Origin of the sequence: Sinorhizobium sp. CCBAU 05631 (assembly GCF_002288505.1) — a bacterium.
GTDB lineage: Bacteria > Pseudomonadota > Alphaproteobacteria > Rhizobiales > Rhizobiaceae > Sinorhizobium > Sinorhizobium fredii_C.
Genome location: NZ_CP023065.1, coordinates 297,427 through 315,047, shown reverse-complemented (window position 1 = coordinate 315,047; position 17,621 = coordinate 297,427). Strand labels below are relative to the sequence as shown.

Annotated in this window: 16 protein-coding genes and 3 pseudogenes; 8 read left to right on the top strand and 11 right to left on the bottom strand. The window is 59.4% G+C overall.

The features are described from left to right. Positions 1–358 precede the first annotated feature (358 nt). The 5 genes from nodD1 to SS05631_RS28115 all read left to right on the top strand — a co-directional run bounded on the left by nodD1 (position 359) and on the right by SS05631_RS28115 (position 4,650). A complete protein-coding gene (nodD1, locus tag SS05631_RS28140; RefSeq protein WP_014857603.1) occupies positions 359–1,324 on the top strand; it encodes a transcriptional regulator NodD1 in 966 nt (321 codons plus the stop codon). Positions 1,325–1,923: 599 nt separating this feature from the next. Further along, on the top strand, positions 1,924–2,355 hold the full coding sequence (locus SS05631_RS28135; RefSeq protein WP_015633385.1) for a helix-turn-helix transcriptional regulator: 432 nt from the start codon (positions 1,924–1,926) through the stop codon (positions 2,353–2,355). A 145-nt stretch (positions 2,356–2,500) separates the two neighbouring features. Then, complete coding sequence (locus tag SS05631_RS28130) at positions 2,501–2,947, top strand: transposase (protein ID WP_014857606.1); 447 nt, start codon at positions 2,501–2,503, stop codon at positions 2,945–2,947. A 178-nt stretch (positions 2,948–3,125) separates the two neighbouring features. Continuing rightward, positions 3,126–3,695 (top strand): hypothetical protein, encoded by a 570-nt coding sequence (locus tag SS05631_RS28125; protein ID WP_064240030.1) that lies wholly within the window; start codon positions 3,126–3,128, stop codon positions 3,693–3,695. Positions 3,696–4,218: 523 nt separating this feature from the next. Further along, a complete protein-coding gene (locus SS05631_RS28115) occupies positions 4,219–4,650 on the top strand; it encodes a MucR family transcriptional regulator (RefSeq protein WP_010875074.1) in 432 nt (143 codons plus the stop codon). A gap of 528 nt (positions 4,651–5,178) precedes the next feature. Here the strand turns inward: SS05631_RS28115 and SS05631_RS28105 are convergent. From SS05631_RS28105 to SS05631_RS28090, 4 genes and pseudogenes are all read right to left on the bottom strand, one after another. Then, a pseudogene (locus SS05631_RS28105) lies at positions 5,179–5,673 on the bottom strand (IS66 family transposase zinc-finger binding domain-containing protein); the annotation flags it as partial. Positions 5,674–5,677: 4 nt separating this feature from the next. After that, on the bottom strand, positions 5,678–5,968 hold the full coding sequence (locus SS05631_RS28100; protein ID WP_014330935.1) for a hypothetical protein: 291 nt from the start codon (positions 5,966–5,968) through the stop codon (positions 5,678–5,680). Positions 5,969–5,997: 29 nt separating this feature from the next. Then, entirely contained in the window at positions 5,998–6,609 is a 612-nt protein-coding gene (locus tag SS05631_RS28095; protein WP_014857805.1) for a plasmid pRiA4b ORF-3 family protein, read from the bottom strand. Beyond that, positions 6,606–6,749: pseudogene (locus SS05631_RS28090) on the bottom strand (transposase domain-containing protein); the annotation flags it as partial. The gene SS05631_RS28095 and the pseudogene SS05631_RS28090, both read right to left, overlap by 4 nt. 124 nt (positions 6,750–6,873) lie before the next feature. Between SS05631_RS28090 and SS05631_RS28085 the strand changes: the two are divergent. From SS05631_RS28085 to SS05631_RS28075, 3 genes are read left to right on the top strand one after another with little or no spacing between them, the layout of a single operon-like run. After that, positions 6,874–8,115: a site-specific integrase gene (locus tag SS05631_RS28085; RefSeq protein WP_037427235.1), complete on the top strand. Its 1,242-nt coding sequence runs from the start codon at positions 6,874–6,876 to the stop codon at positions 8,113–8,115. After that, positions 8,112–9,035: a tyrosine-type recombinase/integrase gene (locus SS05631_RS28080; protein ID WP_095678127.1), complete on the top strand. Its 924-nt coding sequence runs from the start codon at positions 8,112–8,114 to the stop codon at positions 9,033–9,035. Before SS05631_RS28085 ends, SS05631_RS28080 begins: the two co-directional genes overlap by 4 nt. After that, positions 9,032–10,033 (top strand): tyrosine-type recombinase/integrase, encoded by a 1,002-nt coding sequence (locus SS05631_RS28075; RefSeq protein WP_095678126.1) that lies wholly within the window; start codon positions 9,032–9,034, stop codon positions 10,031–10,033. The genes SS05631_RS28080 and SS05631_RS28075 overlap by 4 nt, the downstream gene beginning before the upstream one ends. A gap of 467 nt (positions 10,034–10,500) precedes the next feature. Here the strand turns inward: SS05631_RS28075 and SS05631_RS28070 are convergent, their stop codons facing one another. From SS05631_RS28070 to SS05631_RS31195, 7 genes and pseudogenes are all read right to left on the bottom strand, one after another. Beyond that, positions 10,501–11,697, bottom strand: coding sequence for an IS91 family transposase (locus tag SS05631_RS28070; RefSeq protein WP_037427670.1), 1,197 nt, complete (start codon positions 11,695–11,697; stop codon positions 10,501–10,503). Positions 11,698–11,704: 7 nt separating this feature from the next. Next, positions 11,705–12,586, bottom strand: a complete 882-nt coding sequence (locus SS05631_RS28065) for a tyrosine-type recombinase/integrase (protein WP_095678125.1) — start codon at positions 12,584–12,586, stop codon at positions 11,705–11,707. Positions 12,587–13,060: 474 nt separating this feature from the next. Next, positions 13,061–14,257 (bottom strand): IS91 family transposase, encoded by a 1,197-nt coding sequence (locus SS05631_RS28060; RefSeq protein WP_037427670.1) that lies wholly within the window; start codon positions 14,255–14,257, stop codon positions 13,061–13,063. Between the two features lie 7 nt (positions 14,258–14,264). Further along, on the bottom strand, positions 14,265–15,146 hold the full coding sequence (locus SS05631_RS28055) for a tyrosine-type recombinase/integrase (RefSeq protein ID WP_095678125.1): 882 nt from the start codon (positions 15,144–15,146) through the stop codon (positions 14,265–14,267). Positions 15,147–15,293: 147 nt separating this feature from the next. Further along, positions 15,294–16,742, bottom strand: a pseudogene (locus SS05631_RS28050) (IS66 family transposase); the annotation flags it as partial. Positions 16,743–16,838: 96 nt separating this feature from the next. Continuing rightward, positions 16,839–17,186, bottom strand: a complete 348-nt coding sequence (gene tnpB, locus SS05631_RS28045; protein ID WP_014330938.1) for an IS66 family insertion sequence element accessory protein TnpB — start codon at positions 17,184–17,186, stop codon at positions 16,839–16,841. Next, entirely contained in the window at positions 17,183–17,575 is a 393-nt protein-coding gene (locus tag SS05631_RS31195; RefSeq protein ID WP_014330939.1) for a transposase, read from the bottom strand. The genes tnpB and SS05631_RS31195 overlap by 4 nt, the downstream gene beginning before the upstream one ends. Between the last annotated feature and the right edge of the window lie 46 nt (positions 17,576–17,621).

Genomic DNA, 17,621 nt, shown 5'->3' with positions numbered 1-17,621 from the left:
GCTTTTTTACCGACAGATCAGCTTTGCGCTTGAAGCGCTGCTTGCCGTCCCGTCTGGCGGCGGGCCCGCGAGGAACGGCGAAAAGGCGGCGCCGAAGCCCCTGCATTGTTAGTGGCAAGGCTGTTGCGGTGGGCGTTGACGGTTTCGCTCCGGCTCGACCCTACGGTCGAAAAGACGAAATGGCAGGAGCGGTCGGCCGTCTTGCCACAAAGCCTGATCTTCAGGAGGCGCATGTAAGAGGGCGGGCGACGGCATGAGCCGTGAATGCACTTGACTTCAGATTAATTAAGCGCTCTCTAACGATTTGCATAATTGATCGTTCGGATGACAACCATCCGCACTGTGGATTCGCCAGAACATGCGTTTTAAGGGCCTTGATCTCAATCTCCTCGTTGCGCTCGACGCACTGATGACCGAACGCAAACTCACGGCCGCTGCACGCAGCATCAACCTGAGCCAGCCGGCGATGAGCGCAGCCATCACCCGGCTTCGGACCTATTTCCGCGACGAGCTATTTACCATGAATGGTCGCGAACTTGTACCAACTCCGCGAGCAGAAGCGCTCGCACCCGCAGTCCGCGAAGCCCTGCTGCACATCCATCTCTCCATCATTTCATGGGATCCGTTCAACCCAGCGCAGTCAGATCGCAGTTTCAGGATCATTCTTTCCGACTTCATGACGCTAATGTTTTTCGAAAGGGTTGTGGTGAGAGTGGCGCGGGAAGCGCCCGCCGTCAGTTTCGAGTTGCTGCCGTTTTCCGATGAGCCAGATGAGCTTCTCCGGCGTGGTGATGTCGATTTCCTGATCCTACCAGAAATGTTCATGTCGCACACGCATCCCAGAGCGAAGCTGTTCGATGAGAGATTCGTGTGCGTGAGTTGCCCAACGAACCAGAAGCTACCGCCGCAGCTCTCCATCGACAACTATGTATCAATGGGGCATGTTGCGGCCCAATTCGGGAAGCAGCGGCCTTCCGTGGAGGAATGGCTATTGCGCGAGCACGGACTGCGAAGACGGGTCGAAGTCGCCGTGCCGGGTTTTACCATGATCCCGCCTTTTTTGTCGGGCACTGACCGCATAGCGACCCTCCCGTTACGACTGGCGATGCACTTCGCAAAAGCCATTCCCCTGCGGATCACCGAACTTCCGCAACCCATTTTTCCCGCGTTCACCGAGGCTGTCCAGTGGCCCGCGCCTCACAGCAGTGATCCGGCCAGTCTCTGGATGCGCGAGATATTTCTACAGGAGGCGTCTCGCGTTGAATTTCAATCCGAAACTTCGGCGCATGCTCTATCATCATCTCAATTGCCTACATGCCTCTAAAGCCGACGGCGCAACTCGCCACCCTTGAGCCCGCAACTGCACGGTCGGCTCAGGGTCGAGCAGTTTGGCTGCGGGTTGCGGCCGACCAGAAGGGCTCGCACGGCCCGAGCGTACGCCCCGCATGCCACGCTCCAACCATTTTCGGCCTATGCGCAGCATTAGCTCTTCAGCTTTAGCAGCCGGGAGACCATCTCATTCAGCGTGATATCCTTCGATACCTCGATCAAACCGCGCATGGGCATTAAGGCGAGGTTCTACTGTCCGCCATGCTACAAGTCACTCGCAAGTTGCCCTTCCGGACGCTCCCAATCCAGCCAATTGCGGTCGGAACGCCAATCCAACCGCCTCGCAGCAGCCTCCGCCGACAGCCCGTTCCCAGCCATCTTCGATACTCGGCTCTGAAGATCGTGACTCAGTGCTCTTCCATTGCCTCCTGATTCTAAGAAAAGAACCCGAGACTGCGGACACGGAGATGCCTCAATTGAGTTGCTCACTTTGGAGTTGAGCTGTATCAAACGGGTGCCCTCGACAAAGGCCATATTCGATATAGCAGATCCCAGTAAATCATTAGGTGAAACGATCCTTCACCAGGAGTAAGTGTGCTGAGTATTGCCCCTGAGAAGAAAAGAGCCAAAGCGAACGCTGTGGATATTTACGTCGGCCGTCGAATTCGCCAGAGGCGACGATGGCAGAATATGCCCCAAGCGGCCCTCGGAGAAGCTATCGGGGTGACGTTTCAGCAGGTGCAAAAATATGAAAAGGGCTCGAACCGCGTGGGTGCGGGCCGACTTCAGCAGATATCTGATGCACTGGAAGTGCACCCTTCTTATTTTTTTGAGGACATGCCTGACGACACTCAGTCGATAGGGCAGGGCGCCCCTAATCAGGCCTATATCCCGCCCGAAGTGATTGAGTTCGCTGCAAGCGACGAAGGGGTCGAGCTCATCCGGGCGTTCTCCCGTGTCGGCAATCCCAATGTGCGCTGTCGAATCGTGAAGCTGCTCAAGTCTCTCGGCGAACACGACTGGTAAGCATGAATTCGCCCATTTCTGAGTCGAACGCGGCTACGCTCTCGGAATGAAATCAACCGTAAGTGACATCGCCATGGGACGCTTGCATTGACTCTGTAGCTCGTTAAGTTCAAATCATACAAGTGAGCTAGGGGAGGAAATCACAGTGGCTGACGAGAGTAACACAGGACCAGTGGCCGCGGCTGAGGCGGTTGCCGAAACGAAAGCACCAGCTGGCAAAAGGAAGAGTTCGTCGCGGCGTCAAAGAACGGCTGCCGGACAAGTTGCGGAATCAAAGACGACTGCTAAGCCTAAGAGATATAGCGAGACAGAAAGAGCTGACAAGCTCAATCTGATCGAGGCCGAAGTGGCTCAAGGCAATAGCACCCTAAAGGACGCGATCAAGAGCGCCGGCATATCGGAGCAAACCTACTACGTGTGGAAGAAATCTGCTAAGCCTGCCGATCGAAAACCTGAGGCGTCTGTGGTGGCCGGCGATGACCTTGCCGATCTCATTCAACTCGAAAAGGAAAACTTGAGGCTTCGCAACCTTTTGTCGGACAAACTGCGTGCGGAAAACGCCGAACTGCGCAAGAGACTTGGGCTGGATTAGCTCAAGAGTAGCCTCTCAAGGCTGTGGTAAGGCGCCCTGCCGGCTTCCGAAAGGGACGGCGTGCCTAGCCTTACGGCCACTTGCGTCGAGTCCGAAATGGCGGTATTTGGCCGAATGGTAAAGGAATGTCGTGGCGCGTTTTGGCGCTGATGAGTCGTGGATTGCTTGCGAGATACATATGAAAACACCACCACGGAGGTTTATTGTCGAATTCAAGCAAGTACGGCGGCGATCAAAGGAACGAACGAATTCAGTCTGGGGAAACACGGACCTTAAGGCTTTGACCCGCGAAGTGGAAGAGATGGCTCCGCATTTGTTCAACTTAACGGAAGAGCCAGTATCCCCTAACGTAGCCTACGGTCCGCCGGCCAGCCCGAATGCAGAGTTTCTCATTGCAGACAAAGAGAATATCGGGCTTGGGCCAGAAGCCGTGACACCGGCCCAAGGTTCGGAAAACGCGTTCTCGGGGCTGCATAATTCAAGTCATTCCGCAGTCGACGCTACTGACAAGTTGCAGGAGACGCCACCGGTCTCCCACACCCGAACAAACTCCAAACAGCGCATTTCGCGAAAGCTACCCGAGCGGTTGTCATTGGACGGGCGTGAGAATGTAGAACGCCCGATTTCTCGCGATGAATTGGCCACTCTCGAAGCAGAAAACAAGCGCCTCAAAAGGCTGCTCGCTGAACGGATCCTTACCCAAAACTTGCAACTCAAGAAGATGCTTGATCGGTTTAACCTCAATTGACGATGTCGCATCCGCGCGAAAGTCTTAGGAATCTCTTGGGGGCCGGACGGAGTCTCGCGTTTCAGCAATCGCTGATAGCTCTTCAATCCCACCTCAATGACACAGTTCAGGACCTTCCTCCATGTATCTAGCCATAGCACGCCGACCGATTCAAACAAACCTGAGCCTACGGCAGAATTAATGGTTTTTTAATAGACTTGGTAGCTGCGGATTAAAATTATGTTTTGACATATCCTCGATCGGTGTTAATTCACTAAATGAAAAGTGTCGTCGCAGATAAATACTTTGACGAAATTCCAGCTTGGGTTGTGATTCTTCCCTGTTGCTTTGAGCCGTCAGCCAGCTCGGCGCCTTGGCGGCGACTTCCCATCACGACTTGAGCCTTGATGTTGCGGCGGAGCCTGGCTCCTGTGCAATGACCGTCCAGTTTCAAGAGGCAAGTGAGTTCAGCGGCATTTTCTCGCATGTTTCCTCCTGAAACGTCGTTTTGGGATATGTTGCTAAGATCCGATAGGAGAAGAAGATGACAGAAACCACGCTCGGTGCGAGCAACGAACTCTTGGCAGAACTGACGGCAGAAATCGTAGCCGCCTATGTCAGCACCCACGTGGTTCCGGGTGCCGAGCTTCCGACGCTTATCGCTGACGTTCATTCAGCGCTCAACAATGCCACTGCTCCCGCGCCGGTGATTGCTCCCATTGAGAAGCCGAAGCCAGCGGTCTCGATCCGCAAGTCTGTGCAGGACGATCAGATCACCTGCCTCGAATGCGGCGGCGCCTTCAAGTCGCTGAAGCGCCACTTGATGACCCACCACAATCTGTCGCCGGAAGATTATCGCGAAAAGTGGGACCTACCCGCGGACTACCCGATGGTCGCGCCCGCTTATGCGGAAGCCCGCTCGCGTTTGGCCAAGGAGATAGGCCTCGGCGAGCGCCGCAAGCGTCGTGGTAAGTAGAACGTTATCGCCGGCGGCGATCGCTGCCAGCTACGCGCCACGCCTTTAATTTGCGCGAAATGCTATGCAGAATGCGGTGTTTCGGCCGCATCTTCCAGATGCACGGCGTGATTGACGAATGTTGAGCCCGAACGAAAGCTTGGACATATGTAGATTTCACAGCTTACGCTTAAATCCAGCGATGACGAGACGGTGCGCCGCTTCAAGGTTTTCATTAATCTTGTCGTTGGCGAATCCGCCAAGTTCAACCGTCTCGATCCGGAGGTCCATCTTCGAGATATCCTCACGCGCATCGCCGGCCATCCGATCAACAGGCTTGACGAATGGTTACCGCGGAGCATGCGGCATCAGGGTCGACCATGGCCGGGCCTGCCAACACGACACTCATGCGCAGCGCGCCTGCGGCCTTCCTCGGTGGCGGCGTCATCGGCCCGCCTCCGAAGAGCTGGTCAGCTTGACGACATCGACGAACTTGCGTCGCGCGTGAGCAAGGCAGAACGCAAGCCGCATGGGGGCGACATTGCTCTCGTCCATCACGCGCGCCGACGCGGGCGCTTGCACAATGACGCTTTCGCAGGCCCGGCATGCATAGCGCGGCCGGATCGTCTGCTTTACCCGGACAACCGCCGGCACGATGTCGAGTGCCTCACTGACGTCCGTGCCGACGCAATGAAGCTCGAACGAGCAGCACGGGCAAATCTTGCTCTCCGGCTCGATAAGCTCTTCATACCGTGGGAGGTGCCTGGGTAAACGGCCGATGTTGCGCGACGGTGACCGTCGCTCCTGTTTTGGCCCTTCAGCCACGGGTGCAACATCGTCATTGGCCGCCTCGGGAATGTCGCTGAGATCGCCAAGGTCAAGCGTCGCCTGCGTCGGGTCGATCGCCGTCATCTTCTTCGATTTCGGCCCAAAGAGCTGCTGCTCCAGGAAGGCAACGCGCGCCTTGAGGTCGGCATTCTCTGCATCGAGCGAGAGAATGATCCGGCTCAATTGCGCGGCATCCTGAGGTAAAGAGGTAACCATCCGGTCAGGACCGCAGTAGCCGAGGCTTTTTGCGATTTCTTTCTGCCACTGGTTTCGATGGCGGGTCGCCAATTCCGCGAAGATTGCGGATAATCTGTTGAAGGTTTTCGATCCCCACTTGGGTGAACAAGATGATGTGCTCGCTGAGCTCCGAGGCCGGATAGTCATCATATGCCCACAAGCAGCCATCTTCAGAGAACATCTCAATCGAACATTCTCGCAAGAAGTCTTCGTCCTCATCAAGCATCGCGGCGACATATTTCAGGGTGTAGAGGGCAGAGTTGCGGTAGCCCATGATGCCTCGTTCTGTGTTTTCAGATTTGGTCAGTGCTGCTGGTTTTGGCTCTTCGCAAATCCAGCTTTTCCAAGTGTCCGACGGCGGGCAATTTTAGCGACACGGTCTTGAATGATATCAACGCTTAAATCTTCTGGGTCGAAGCGGCCACCATACCAACGCACGAACTCTCGATGCTGCGCATGCCGTGGCTTCGCCATGACGTTCAGGAATTCCTCGAACCCCGAGGTGCTGCCAACATCTTCCGGCGGCGCTCTGCGCTCACCATCGATGAAGCGCGGATATTCGATGCTGGGGTTTCCATCCTCCACTGCCTCGACCGTGATAGTGTGCCGCCAGTTATCACCAAAGTCATAGGTGTAGCTAAAGGTCGCGATCCCACGCTCGATGAGTGCCGCTATGCGGACGTTGCGAGCAGCAAAGGTTTTGCGTTCGTAGAGGTCTTCTGGATCCGGCACATCGTAACATCGCCCACCAGCCTCGAACTCGAACAGATGATAATCCTCGAACAGCATCACGGCCTGAATGACATCGTGGAGCCCCTTCAAGCTCATCGTGAGTGGAACCTCGACCCTGCGCCAGATCAAAGGCTCGATATCGTCGAGTTGGATATGTAGCCTGGCGATGCGATCGACGGTCATGATGCCAAAGCCATCATAGGCCGCGGACCTGTCCAATTCCACGGCAGCAGCTCTGCAAGCTTTGTTGTCGGCGTGTCAGCGATACGCGCGAGAACGTCGGCGAGCCACGCCTTTGGGTCGACGTCGTTGAGACGGCAGGTTTATGCCGACCGGCGAACTATGCCGATTAATCAACTTTTTGCCAACGTTTCCGGTACCATAGCGGTCGCCTAGTCGGCATAGTTTAGGGTCTCTCCGTCGCAATTGACGCGAAGGAGAGGACACATGAACGCAACTGACTATTTGAATCGCAGCGCCCTATACCGGAAGCTGGTCTACGGTCCGTATCGGGAGTTTGCGGGCGTTTACGCCGCCAAAATGTCGAACGAAGGTTTGGGTCGGCAATGCACGTGGCGCTCACTGAGCCTGTTTCGGGATCTGATGGACTGGCATGTTGGCAATGGACATGCTCCGCAGGATTTAAGCGAGGTTCACGTCGACCGCTTTCTTGAGCATCGTTTCAAACACTGGAAGCCCGACTCGGGCGATCGATCGGCGCTCCGCCGCTTGCTTTCGGCGTTACGGGAGGGAGGCTTAATACCAGCCGCGCTTCCGGTTCAGCGCAGTGAGCACGAGAAGATCGTCGATGTATTCGGGCAATATCTCTCGACTGAGAGAGGGCTCGCCGCCGCGACAGTAGGGAGCCACAAGCTTCTGTCGCTTCGATTTCTCCGGGAGGTGTGTCCTGCCGGCGCAGACGGGTTTGCAGCGCTCACCCCGGAGATCGTTATCGGTTATGTCGAGCGACATGCGCTTGACGGTTCCGCCGACAGTGGCAAAGCCATGTGCGGGGTTGTGCGTGCCTTCCTGCGCTATTTGCATCTGAAGGGCTTAATCTCGACGGCGCTGGCCGACTGTGTGCCGTCCATCCGCCGCTGGCGACTTGCCGGCCTTCCAACATTCCTGCCGCCCGAGAAGGTCCAGAAGGTTCTCGATGCGTGTGATCGGACGACGGCGATGGGCCATCGGGACTATGCGGTTCTGATGATCCTGGCCAAGCTCGGTTTGCGCGCCAGCGAAGTTGCTACGCTTAATCTTGAAGATATCGACTGGCAGTCGGGCACGATCCTTGTGAACGGTAAGGGGCGGCGGCAGGCGATCATGCCGCTACGTCACGACGTTGGAACAGCTATCGTGGCTTATATCCGGCATGGGCGGCCAGCTTCAGCGTGTCGGCGAGTTTTCCTGCGGACTCTGGCGCCGCACGTGGGTTTTGCCTCCGGCTGCGCCATCACTATGATTGCGAAGCAAGCGCTCGATCGGGCAGGCATTGACGGCTATGCCCATCACGGTGCCCATCTTTTCCGCCACAGCCTTGCAACCGACCTTTTGCGGTCCGGCGCCAGCTTTGCCGAGATCGGCCAACTGCTCCGCCATCGAAGCATCGACAGCACAAGGATCTATGCCAAGCTCGATGTGGAGAAGCTGCGTGAACTGAGCCTGCCTTGGCCGGGAGGTGTCCAATGAGCCGGCTTCGCGCTTCCCTCAACCGCTACGTCGGCATGCGCCAAGGGCTAGGATACAAATATGACGGACCGGCACGACGGTTGTCGGCATTCGTCACCTTCATGGAAGCCCGCGGCGCCGAGACCATCACGTCTGACCTGGCAATGGAGTGGGTGACGTCGATGGGCCGACAGCCGAGTTGGTCCATCCGCCTGGCTGATGTGCGCTGCTTTGCCCAGCACCTCAGCCATTTCGATCCTCTGACGGAAGTACCACCGAGCGACGCAGTGCCGCCGGCACGGCGGACAAAGCCCTACATCTATAGCGACACCGAGATTCGAGCGCTTCTGGCGGCAGCACTGTTGCTGCCGCCGGCCAATGCCCTTCGACGCTGGACGTATCATTGCCTGTTCGGACTGATAGCGGTCGCCGGACTGCGCCATTCTGAAGCGCTCGGCCTGCTCCGGGCCGACGTCGATCTCGACCAGGGCGTCATTACTATCCGAGAGACAAAGTTCGGCAAGTCACGGCTGGTCCCGCTGCACGCCACGACAATCGCTGTCCTTTCAGACTATGCCGTCCGACGCGATGCACACCTTGGTACGCCGCGCAGTCCCTATTTCTTCGTCGCCGAACAGGGCGGCAGATTGCTGCATCAATACGTGCACCGCGTGTTCTGGCGACTTTCCCGGCAAATCGGATTACGGCAGGAGGGGAATCGCGATGGCCCACGGATTCATGATCTTCGTCACCGTTTCGCCGTCCAGACCCTGATCAACTGGCATCGCGCTGGCGAAGATGTGGAACGCGAGCTGCCGGTTCTCTCGACCTTCCTCGGCCATGCGAATGTTCGCGACACCTACTGGTACCTGTCCGCCGCGCCGGAACTGATGAACCATGCCGTACGGCGATTGGATAAGCGCTGGGAGATTCGGTCATGAGACGCACGAACGACCTGGCCGTGCTGATCGAGCGGTGGTTCACAGATCGGCTCATGAAGCATCGAGGTGTAAGTTCCAATACCATTGCCTCCTATCGCGACACCTTCAGGCTCCTGTTTGCGTTCGCACAGACGCGCCTTGGGAGAGCCCCATCTCAGTTGACACTGCGGGATTTGGACGCTCCTTTCATCGGCGCATTCCTGGAGGATCTTGAGACGAAGAGAGCCGCCTCGGTGAGGACCCGGAATCTCCGCCTCACAGCCATTCGATCATTCTTCCGATATGCTTCGTTCGAGGAGCCGGCACATAGCGCCCATATTCAGCGTGTGCTCGCGATCCCCAGCAAGCGATGCGACAAGCGGCAGCTTCAGTTCCTAACAAGACCTGAGATTGAATCGATCCTGGACTGCACGGATCCAAGCACGTGGCTGGGTCGCCGCGATTACACTCTGCTATTGCTGGCCGCGCAAACGGGGCTGCGGGTCTCGGAGATCATCAACCTTGACCGAGACTCGGTAATGCTCGGCCGCGGTGCGCATGTGCAATGCGTCGGCAAGGGCCGCAAAGAGCGAAGTACGCCGCTCACGAAGGTTGCACAGCAAGCCCTCCGGCGTTGGCTCAAGGAACCAGGGAAGCGAGGCGCAACGGCTCTCTTTCCGAACATGCACGGTGGCAGGCTTAGCGCCGACGGCGTGCAGGCGCTGCTGAACAAATATGTCGCCAAAGCGCGCGGGCACTGCCCCTCCCTTCGCTCGAAGCGGGTATCGCCCCACGTATTGCGGCACTCCGCTGCCATGGAGTTGCTGCAGGCGGGCGTCGACTGCTCGGTCATTGCCCTGTGGTTGGGCCACGAAGCGATGGAAACGACGCTGACCTATCTTCATGCGCATCTCGAACTGAAGGAATCTGCACTCGCAAAGCTGAAGCCGTACGAAGGCGCCAAGGCCGAGCGATTTCGACCAAGCGACCGGCTTCTGGAATTCCTGAACGCCCTCTGAGCATGAGAACTATGCCGAGTGCCAACCAACGGCGACCCGCCGAACTGGCCGGGAACGCACGGTTTGCCGCAAACATCAGAAGAGACATTCGGCATAGTTCGCCGGTCGGCATAATGCAGAGCGTTTTTAGCTTGGCGTCGCCGATATCGACGTTGCCGAACGCATTGAGGCCGACAGCGACGGTGAGCTAAAAACGTGTTGGGCTAAGCCGCGGGCGCAAGCGGCGTTCTATGGGTATTGAATGGTGTCCGCCAAGGAAAGGGCATCGCATGGTGGTGTGGATGCAGGGGTAGCGGGAGCGCGGGTGACCAAAGCAGCACGGATTCCGGTCTCGATAAACGTGACGATTGACGCTGTATCCTTGCCGTGAGGGGCTGGTGGGCACGACGGCACACACCTTGGCGGGATCGGCGCGGTTTGCCGGCCGAACGGGGTGATGCGGCGACGATGCAAGCAGTGTGGTTCGTTCATGACGTATCCCAGTATCGCGGAGGTCCGGTGACGCCGTCGAAGATTTCGATGATGATCATCTGCCCTTGATGACAGGCCGGGCATTGCCTGAGGGAACGCCCGGTGAGCTCCTCGTAGCGGTCGCGATAGTCCTTTGGAGGTCGGCTGTCCGACGGCTCGGGAACCGGCATGCCGAGCAGGTCACGACAGCAGGCGAGCTTTTGTGCGCGGTAGCGATTGCCGAGAAAACCGTAATAACGGATTCGATGGAAGCCCTCGGGCAAGACGTGCAGCAGAAAGCGGCGGATGAACTCGTCGGCCGACACGGTCATGACCTTTTGCCGATCGCCGTGCCGATAGTCCTTCCAGCGAAAGGCGACTTTGCCATCCTCTATGTCGATGAGGCGGTTGTTGGAGATGGCGACGCGGTGCGTATATCGGCCGACGTAATCCAGGACCTTTTCGGGTCCCGCGAAGGGTGGCTTGGCGTAGACCACCCAGTCGGCCTTTCGCAGCGGCGCCAGATAGCGCCGGAAGGCGTTGCGTTCGCTCAGGGCCCGCAAGTCGGAGAAGAACTGCAGTTGGCCTGCGTCGAAGGCATTCTCCATGTGCTCCAGAAACAATCGTCGGAACAGGCGTGAGAGCACGCGAACCGGCAGGAAGAAGCCGGGCTTGCAAGCGATCCATCGCATGCCGTCTGGCGAGAACCCGCCACCCGGGACGACGCAGTGCAGGTGGGGATGGTGCAGCAAATTTTGCCCCCAGGTGTGCAGCACGGCGAAGAAACCGATCTCGGCGCCGAGATGCTTGGGGTCGGCGGCGATCGTGCGCATCGTCTCGGCGGTGGCGCGGAAGAGCAGACCGTAGACGAGCGCCTTGTTCTGATAGGCGATGGCGGCAATGGGCTCCGGCAGCGTGAAGACGACGTGGAAGTACTGCGTGTCGAGAAGCTCGGCGCGACGATCCTCCAGCCATTGCGCACGGGCCAGCGATTGGCAGCGGGGACAATGCCTGTCGCGGCAGCTGTTAAAGGCGATGCGCCGGTGGCCGCATTGATCGCACGCTTCGACGTGCCCACCGAGCGCGGCGGTCCGGCACAATTCGATCGCCGTCATGACGCGGCGCTGACCAGTCGACAGCGATGTGTGCTGGGCACGATAGGCCTCGCCGTAGCGCCGGAATATGTCCGCCACTTCCGGCCCCGAACGGGCCATCGGGAGATCAGAAATACTCCGGCTTGGCGGGCGGCGGCGGGGTGGGCGCCGGACGCGGCAATAGCTCGAAGGGGCTCGAGGTGGCGCAGACCTTGTTGGTGGCGATCCGTAGATAATGGGCGGTGGTCGCGAGGCTGCGGTGACCGAGCAGCAACTGAATGGTGCGCACGTCAGCACCGGCCTCCAGGAGATGGACGGCGAAGGCGTGCCGCAAGCTGTGCGGCGTCACCGGTTTGGACAAGCGCGAGAGGTCGTGCGCTTTCGCGCAGGCCTGCCCCACCGCATCCCTGGTGATCGGCTGGCCGGCACGATCGCCGGGGAAGAGCCACGCCTTCGGCCGCCGCATCTTCCAATAGTCGCGCAGGATCTCCAGAAGCTTGGGCGACAGCATCACATAGCGGTCCTTCTGGCCTTTGCCCTGCTCGACACGGACGACCATCCTCTGGCTATCGATGTCAGTGGGCTTCAGCTGCACCGCTTCCGAAATGCGCAAGCCGGCGGCATAGCAGGTGGTCAGGATGGCGTGATGTTTGACGTCAAGCACGCAGCCGAGAAACCGCTGCACTTCATCCGGACTGAGGATGATCGGCAGCTTCTGTGGCTTCTTGGGAAGCGGGAGGACTTCTTCAGGCACCCAATCTCTTTCGAGCGTCACCTTATAGAGAAAACGCAGCGCCGAAATGGCGGTGTGGATCGAGCCCGGCGCCAGCTTCTTCTCGTTGGCCAGATAGACCTGATAGATCCGGACGTCTTCGCGGCCGAGCAAGTCCGGCGACTTGCCGAAGTGTCGTGCGAACAGCGACACCTGTTGCAGATACGAGAGTTGGGTATTGAGCGAGAAATTGCGCACCTGCATGTCCTCGTTCATGCGCTGGCGAAGTTGGGTCATGATGAGCTCCTCTGTCCGATGGAATGGGCTGCAAACAGCCGTCCCATCCTCGCGCAGTTGGGGCTCCTACTGAATACGTGACCTCCTTGCCGCTCCGGCGTAGCGGAGCGGGTTAGTCCAATGCAGAGCGTTTTTAGCTTGGCGTCGCCGATATCGACGTTGCCGAACGCATTGAGGCCGACAGCGACGGTGAGCTAAAAACGTGTTGGGCTAAGCCGCGGGCGCAAGCGGCGTTCTATGGGTATTGAATGGTGTCCGCCAAGGAAAGGGCATCGCATGGTGGTGTGGATGCAGGGGTAGCGGGAGCGCGGGTGACCAAAGCAGCACGGATTCCGGTCTCGATAAACGTGACGATTGACGCTGTATCCTTGCCGTGAGGGGCTGGTGGGCACGACGGCACACACCTTGGCGGGATCGGCGCGGTTTGCCGGCCGAACGGGGTGATGCGGCGACGATGCAAGCAGTGTGGTTCGTTCATGACGTATCCCAGTATCGCGGAGGTCCGGTGACGCCGTCGAAGATTTCGATGATGATCATCTGCCCTTGATGACAGGCCGGGCATTGCCTGAGGGAACGCCCGGTGAGCTCCTCGTAGCGGTCGCGATAGTCCTTTGGAGGTCGGCTGTCCGACGGCTCGGGAACCGGCATGCCGAGCAGGTCACGACAGCAGGCGAGCTTTTGTGCGCGGTAGCGATTGCCGAGAAAACCGTAATAACGGATTCGATGGAAGCCCTCGGGCAAGACGTGCAGCAGAAAGCGGCGGATGAACTCGTCGGCCGACACGGTCATGACCTTTTGCCGATCGCCGTGCCGATAGTCCTTCCAGCGAAAGGCGACTTTGCCATCCTCTATGTCGATGAGGCGGTTGTTGGAGATGGCGACGCGGTGCGTATATCGGCCGACGTAATCCAGGACCTTTTCGGGTCCCGCGAAGGGTGGCTTGGCGTAGACCACCCAGTCGGCCTTTCGCAGCGGCGCCAGATAGCGCCGGAAGGCGTTGCGTTCGCTCAGGGCCCGCAAGTCGGAGAAGAACTGCAGTTGGCCTGCGTCGAAGGCATTCTCCATGTGCTCCAGAAACAATCGTCGGAACAGGCGTGAGAGCACGCGAACCGGCAGGAAGAAGCCGGGCTTGCAAGCGATCCATCGCATGCCGTCTGGCGAGAACCCGCCACCCGGGACGACGCAGTGCAGGTGGGGATGGTGCAGCAAATTTTGCCCCCAGGTGTGCAGCACGGCGAAGAAACCGATCTCGGCGCCGAGATGCTTGGGGTCGGCGGCGATCGTGCGCATCGTCTCGGCGGTGGCGCGGAAGAGCAGACCGTAGACGAGCGCCTTGTTCTGATAGGCGATGGCGGCAATGGGCTCCGGCAGCGTGAAGACGACGTGGAAGTACTGCGTGTCGAGAAGCTCGGCGCGACGATCCTCCAGCCATTGCGCACGGGCCAGCGATTGGCAGCGGGGACAATGCCTGTCGCGGCAGCTGTTAAAGGCGATGCGCCGGTGGCCGCATTGATCGCACGCTTCGACGTGCCCACCGAGCGCGGCGGTCCGGCACAATTCGATCGCCGTCATGACGCGGCGCTGACCAGTCGACAGCGATGTGTGCTGGGCACGATAGGCCTCGCCGTAGCGCCGGAATATGTCCGCCACTTCCGGCCCCGAACGGGCCATCGGGAGATCAGAAATACTCCGGCTTGGCGGGCGGCGGCGGGGTGGGCGCCGGACGCGGCAATAGCTCGAAGGGGCTCGAGGTGGCGCAGACCTTGTTGGTGGCGATCCGTAGATAATGGGCGGTGGTCGCGAGGCTGCGGTGACCGAGCAGCAACTGAATGGTGCGCACGTCAGCACCGGCCTCCAGGAGATGGACGGCGAAGGCGTGCCGCAAGCTGTGCGGCGTCACCGGTTTGGACAAGCGCGAGAGGTCGTGCGCTTTCGCGCAGGCCTGCCCCACCGCATCCCTGGTGATCGGCTGGCCGGCACGATCGCCGGGGAAGAGCCACGCCTTCGGCCGCCGCATCTTCCAATAGTCGCGCAGGATCTCCAGAAGCTTGGGCGACAGCATCACATAGCGGTCCTTCTGGCCTTTGCCCTGCTCGACACGGACGACCATCCTCTGGCTATCGATGTCAGTGGGCTTCAGCTGCACCGCTTCCGAAATGCGCAAGCCGGCGGCATAGCAGGTGGTCAGGATGGCGTGATGTTTGACGTCAAGCACGCAGCCGAGAAACCGCTGCACTTCATCCGGACTGAGGATGATCGGCAGCTTCTGTGGCTTCTTGGGAAGCGGGAGGACTTCTTCAGGCACCCAATCTCTTTCGAGCGTCACCTTATAGAGAAAACGCAGCGCCGAAATGGCGGTGTGGATCGAGCCCGGCGCCAGCTTCTTCTCGTTGGCCAGATAGACCTGATAGATCCGGACGTCTTCGCGGCCGAGCAAGTCCGGCGACTTGCCGAAGTGTCGTGCGAACAGCGACACCTGTTGCAGATACGAGAGTTGGGTATTGAGCGAGAAATTGCGCACCTGCATGTCCTCGTTCATGCGCTGGCGAAGTTGGGTCATGATGAGCTCCTCTGTCCGATGGAATGGGCTGCAAACAGCCGTCCCATCCTCGCGCAGTTGGGGCTCCTACTGAATACGTGACCTCCTTGCCGCTCCGGCGTAGCGGAGCGGGTTAGTCCAAACAGCGTTATGCCGCGTGCGGCATAACGCTGTCATGATCATCGTCGCCATGAAGGCGGCGCGATCAGCACCACGATCAGAACCCGCAAACAGCCACGACTTCCTGCCGAGAGCGAAGCCGCGCAGAGCGCGTTCGGCGGCATTGTTGGTCAGGCAAATCCGACCGTCGCCCAGGAAGGACGTAAAGCCCTCCCAGCGCTTTAGCATGTAGTCGATCGGCTCGGCGACCGGAGAGCTGCGCGACAGCTTTGTCCGCTCGGCCCGCATCCAGGCCTCAAGCTCTTCGACAAGACGACGGCTGTCCCGCTGGCGTCGCGCCAGTCTTTCACTTGCAGCGAGACGATTGATGTCACGCTCGATATCGAACAGGGCATCGATCCGTTTCACGGCCTCGAGCGCCACCGGCGAGATCGGCGTGGCGTTCTTTCCCCGTTTGGCGTTGGTGGCGATGTCGGCAAGCACGAAGAACTTGCGACGCGAATGCGACCAGCACAATGCCTGGGTCAGCGGACCAGAATCGCGGTCCATTTTGAAGAGCGGGTTGTAGCCGCCATAGGCGTCGGCCTGCAGAATGCCGGTGAAGGTCTTTAGATGGCGCTCGGGATGTTCCTGCCGCCGATCGCGGGAGGCATAGTAGAGGGCGGCTGGCGGCGACGTTCCGCTGAACGGCCGATCGTCCCTGACATAGGTCCAAATCCGCCCGGTATCGGTCTTGCCCTTCGCCAGGATCGGCACGGTCGTGTCATCGCCATGTAGACGCTCGGCGGTCAGCACATGCGCCTCGATCAATCCGTGCAAGGGCTTCAAGACCGCGGCGCAAGCCCCCACCTGGTCGGCAAGCGTCTAGAGGCTGAGGTCGACACCCTCGCGGGCATAGCGTTCACTTTGCCGGTTCAGCGGTTGATGCTGGCCGAACTTCTCAAACAGGATCATCGCCAGCAGGTTTGGCCCTGCAAAACCGCGCGGCGTCACATGGAAAGGGGCCGGTGGCTGGGCGATCTTCTCGCATTCGCGGCAGGAGAACTTCTCGCGCACCGTCTGGATGACCTTCCACTGGCGCGGGATCACTTCCAGCGTCTCGGTAATGTCCTCGCCCAGTTTCGCCAGCTTGGCCGAGCCGCAGCATGGGCAGCTTGTTGGCGGAGCAATGACGACGCGTTCGCGCGGCAGGTGCTCCGGAAACGGCTTGCGCGATGGACGCTTGCGCTCGAAGGCCCGAACCGTCGAGGATCGTGCCGCCAGTTCAGCGGCCAATTCGTCCTGGCTGGCGTCCGCCTCCAACTCTTCGAGCTGCAATTCCATCTGCTCAAGAAGCCGCGCCTTGCGCTCCGAGCGGCTGCCATGAATGTCGCGCTTGAGCTTCTCGATCTCCAGCCTCAACCTGGCAATCAGCGCATCCGAATGCGAGTTCACTGCCTGGGCTCGGGCAGCAACGGCCTCGGCTTCACGGCGTGCCGCGCGCTCGGCGAGGATCATCGCATGCGCGCTGGCAAGGTCGTCGGGAAGCTGATCGGCCGCATCGGTCATGGCGAGATGGAATCATATTCGCTCCGACCTTTCCAGCCATTTCCACTATCCAGCAGAGCTCGGACGCCAGGTTTTTTGCGGCATTCGCCAGTCGATTCCTTCGAGCAGATAGCCGAGCTGCGCCGGCGTGATCACCACCGTGCCGTCGGCCGCTGACGGCCAGATAAAGCGGCCGCGCTCAAGCTTCTTCGTGAACAGGCAGGCACCCTGGCCGTCGTGCCAGATCACCTTGATTAGGCCGCCCTTCCTGCCGCGGAAGCAGAACAAATGGCCGCTATGCGGATCACGCTTCAGTGTCTCCTGCACCATCAGCGACAGGCCAGGAAATCCCCTCCGCATGTCCGTATAGCCCGTCGCCAGCCAGACCTTTACGCCGCTCGGAACCGGGATCATCGCCGTTCCACGACATCGAGGATGCGGCCCAGAGCTTCGGTGTCAACATCACTCTCCACTCGAATGCGCCGGCCGCGGCCAAGCTCGATCGTCACGATACTTGGCTTCTTGCGCGCCCGTGGTGCCGGTGTCGTCTCCAAAGGATCAGGCGCTGGCAACGCCGCGACGACCTCAATCGGAATGAATGGAGGCACGGACGGCGCTGACATTTGGCAGAGCTCTTTGCGCCACCGGAATAGCTGACTGACATGAATCCCGGCCGAGCGCGCCACATCCGAAACAACGGTTCCAGGCTCTAACGCCGCCGCTACCAGCCGTTCTTTCTCTTCGCGAGACCAATGCCGGCGACGCTCGACCGACGTGATCACCTCAATATGCTGCTTCGTCATAGGACTACTCCCAGTGCTACCACCAGGTGCGTATTTCAGGCGATCG

Excerpts from the sequence above, each read along its gene's own strand:
- SS05631_RS28070 (WP_037427670.1), bottom strand. The coding sequence starts at position 11,697 with ATGGCCCGTTCGGGGCCGGAAGTGGCGGACATATTCCGGCGCTACGGC.
- SS05631_RS28125 (WP_064240030.1), top strand. The coding sequence starts at position 3,126 with ATGAAAACACCACCACGGAGGTTTATTGTCGAATTCAAGCAAGTACGG.
- nodD1 (WP_014857603.1), top strand. The coding sequence starts at position 359 with ATGCGTTTTAAGGGCCTTGATCTCAATCTCCTCGTTGCGCTCGACGCA.
- SS05631_RS28115 (WP_010875074.1), top strand. The coding sequence starts at position 4,219 with ATGACAGAAACCACGCTCGGTGCGAGCAACGAACTCTTGGCAGAACTG.
- SS05631_RS28060 (WP_037427670.1), bottom strand. The coding sequence starts at position 14,257 with ATGGCCCGTTCGGGGCCGGAAGTGGCGGACATATTCCGGCGCTACGGC.
- SS05631_RS28080 (WP_095678127.1), top strand. The coding sequence starts at position 8,112 with ATGAGCCGGCTTCGCGCTTCCCTCAACCGCTACGTCGGCATGCGCCAA.
- SS05631_RS28075 (WP_095678126.1), top strand. The coding sequence starts at position 9,032 with ATGAGACGCACGAACGACCTGGCCGTGCTGATCGAGCGGTGGTTCACA.
- tnpB (WP_014330938.1), bottom strand. The coding sequence starts at position 17,186 with ATGATCCCGGTTCCGAGCGGCGTAAAGGTCTGGCTGGCGACGGGCTAT.
- SS05631_RS28055 (WP_095678125.1), bottom strand. The coding sequence starts at position 15,146 with ATGACCCAACTTCGCCAGCGCATGAACGAGGACATGCAGGTGCGCAAT.
- SS05631_RS28100 (WP_014330935.1), bottom strand. The coding sequence starts at position 5,968 with ATGGGCTACCGCAACTCTGCCCTCTACACCCTGAAATATGTCGCCGCG.
- SS05631_RS28065 (WP_095678125.1), bottom strand. The coding sequence starts at position 12,586 with ATGACCCAACTTCGCCAGCGCATGAACGAGGACATGCAGGTGCGCAAT.
- SS05631_RS31195 (WP_014330939.1), bottom strand. The coding sequence starts at position 17,575 with ATGACGAAGCAGCATATTGAGGTGATCACGTCGGTCGAGCGTCGCCGG.
- SS05631_RS28095 (WP_014857805.1), bottom strand. The coding sequence starts at position 6,609 with ATGACCGTCGATCGCATCGCCAGGCTACATATCCAACTCGACGATATC.
- SS05631_RS28085 (WP_037427235.1), top strand. The coding sequence starts at position 6,874 with ATGAACGCAACTGACTATTTGAATCGCAGCGCCCTATACCGGAAGCTG.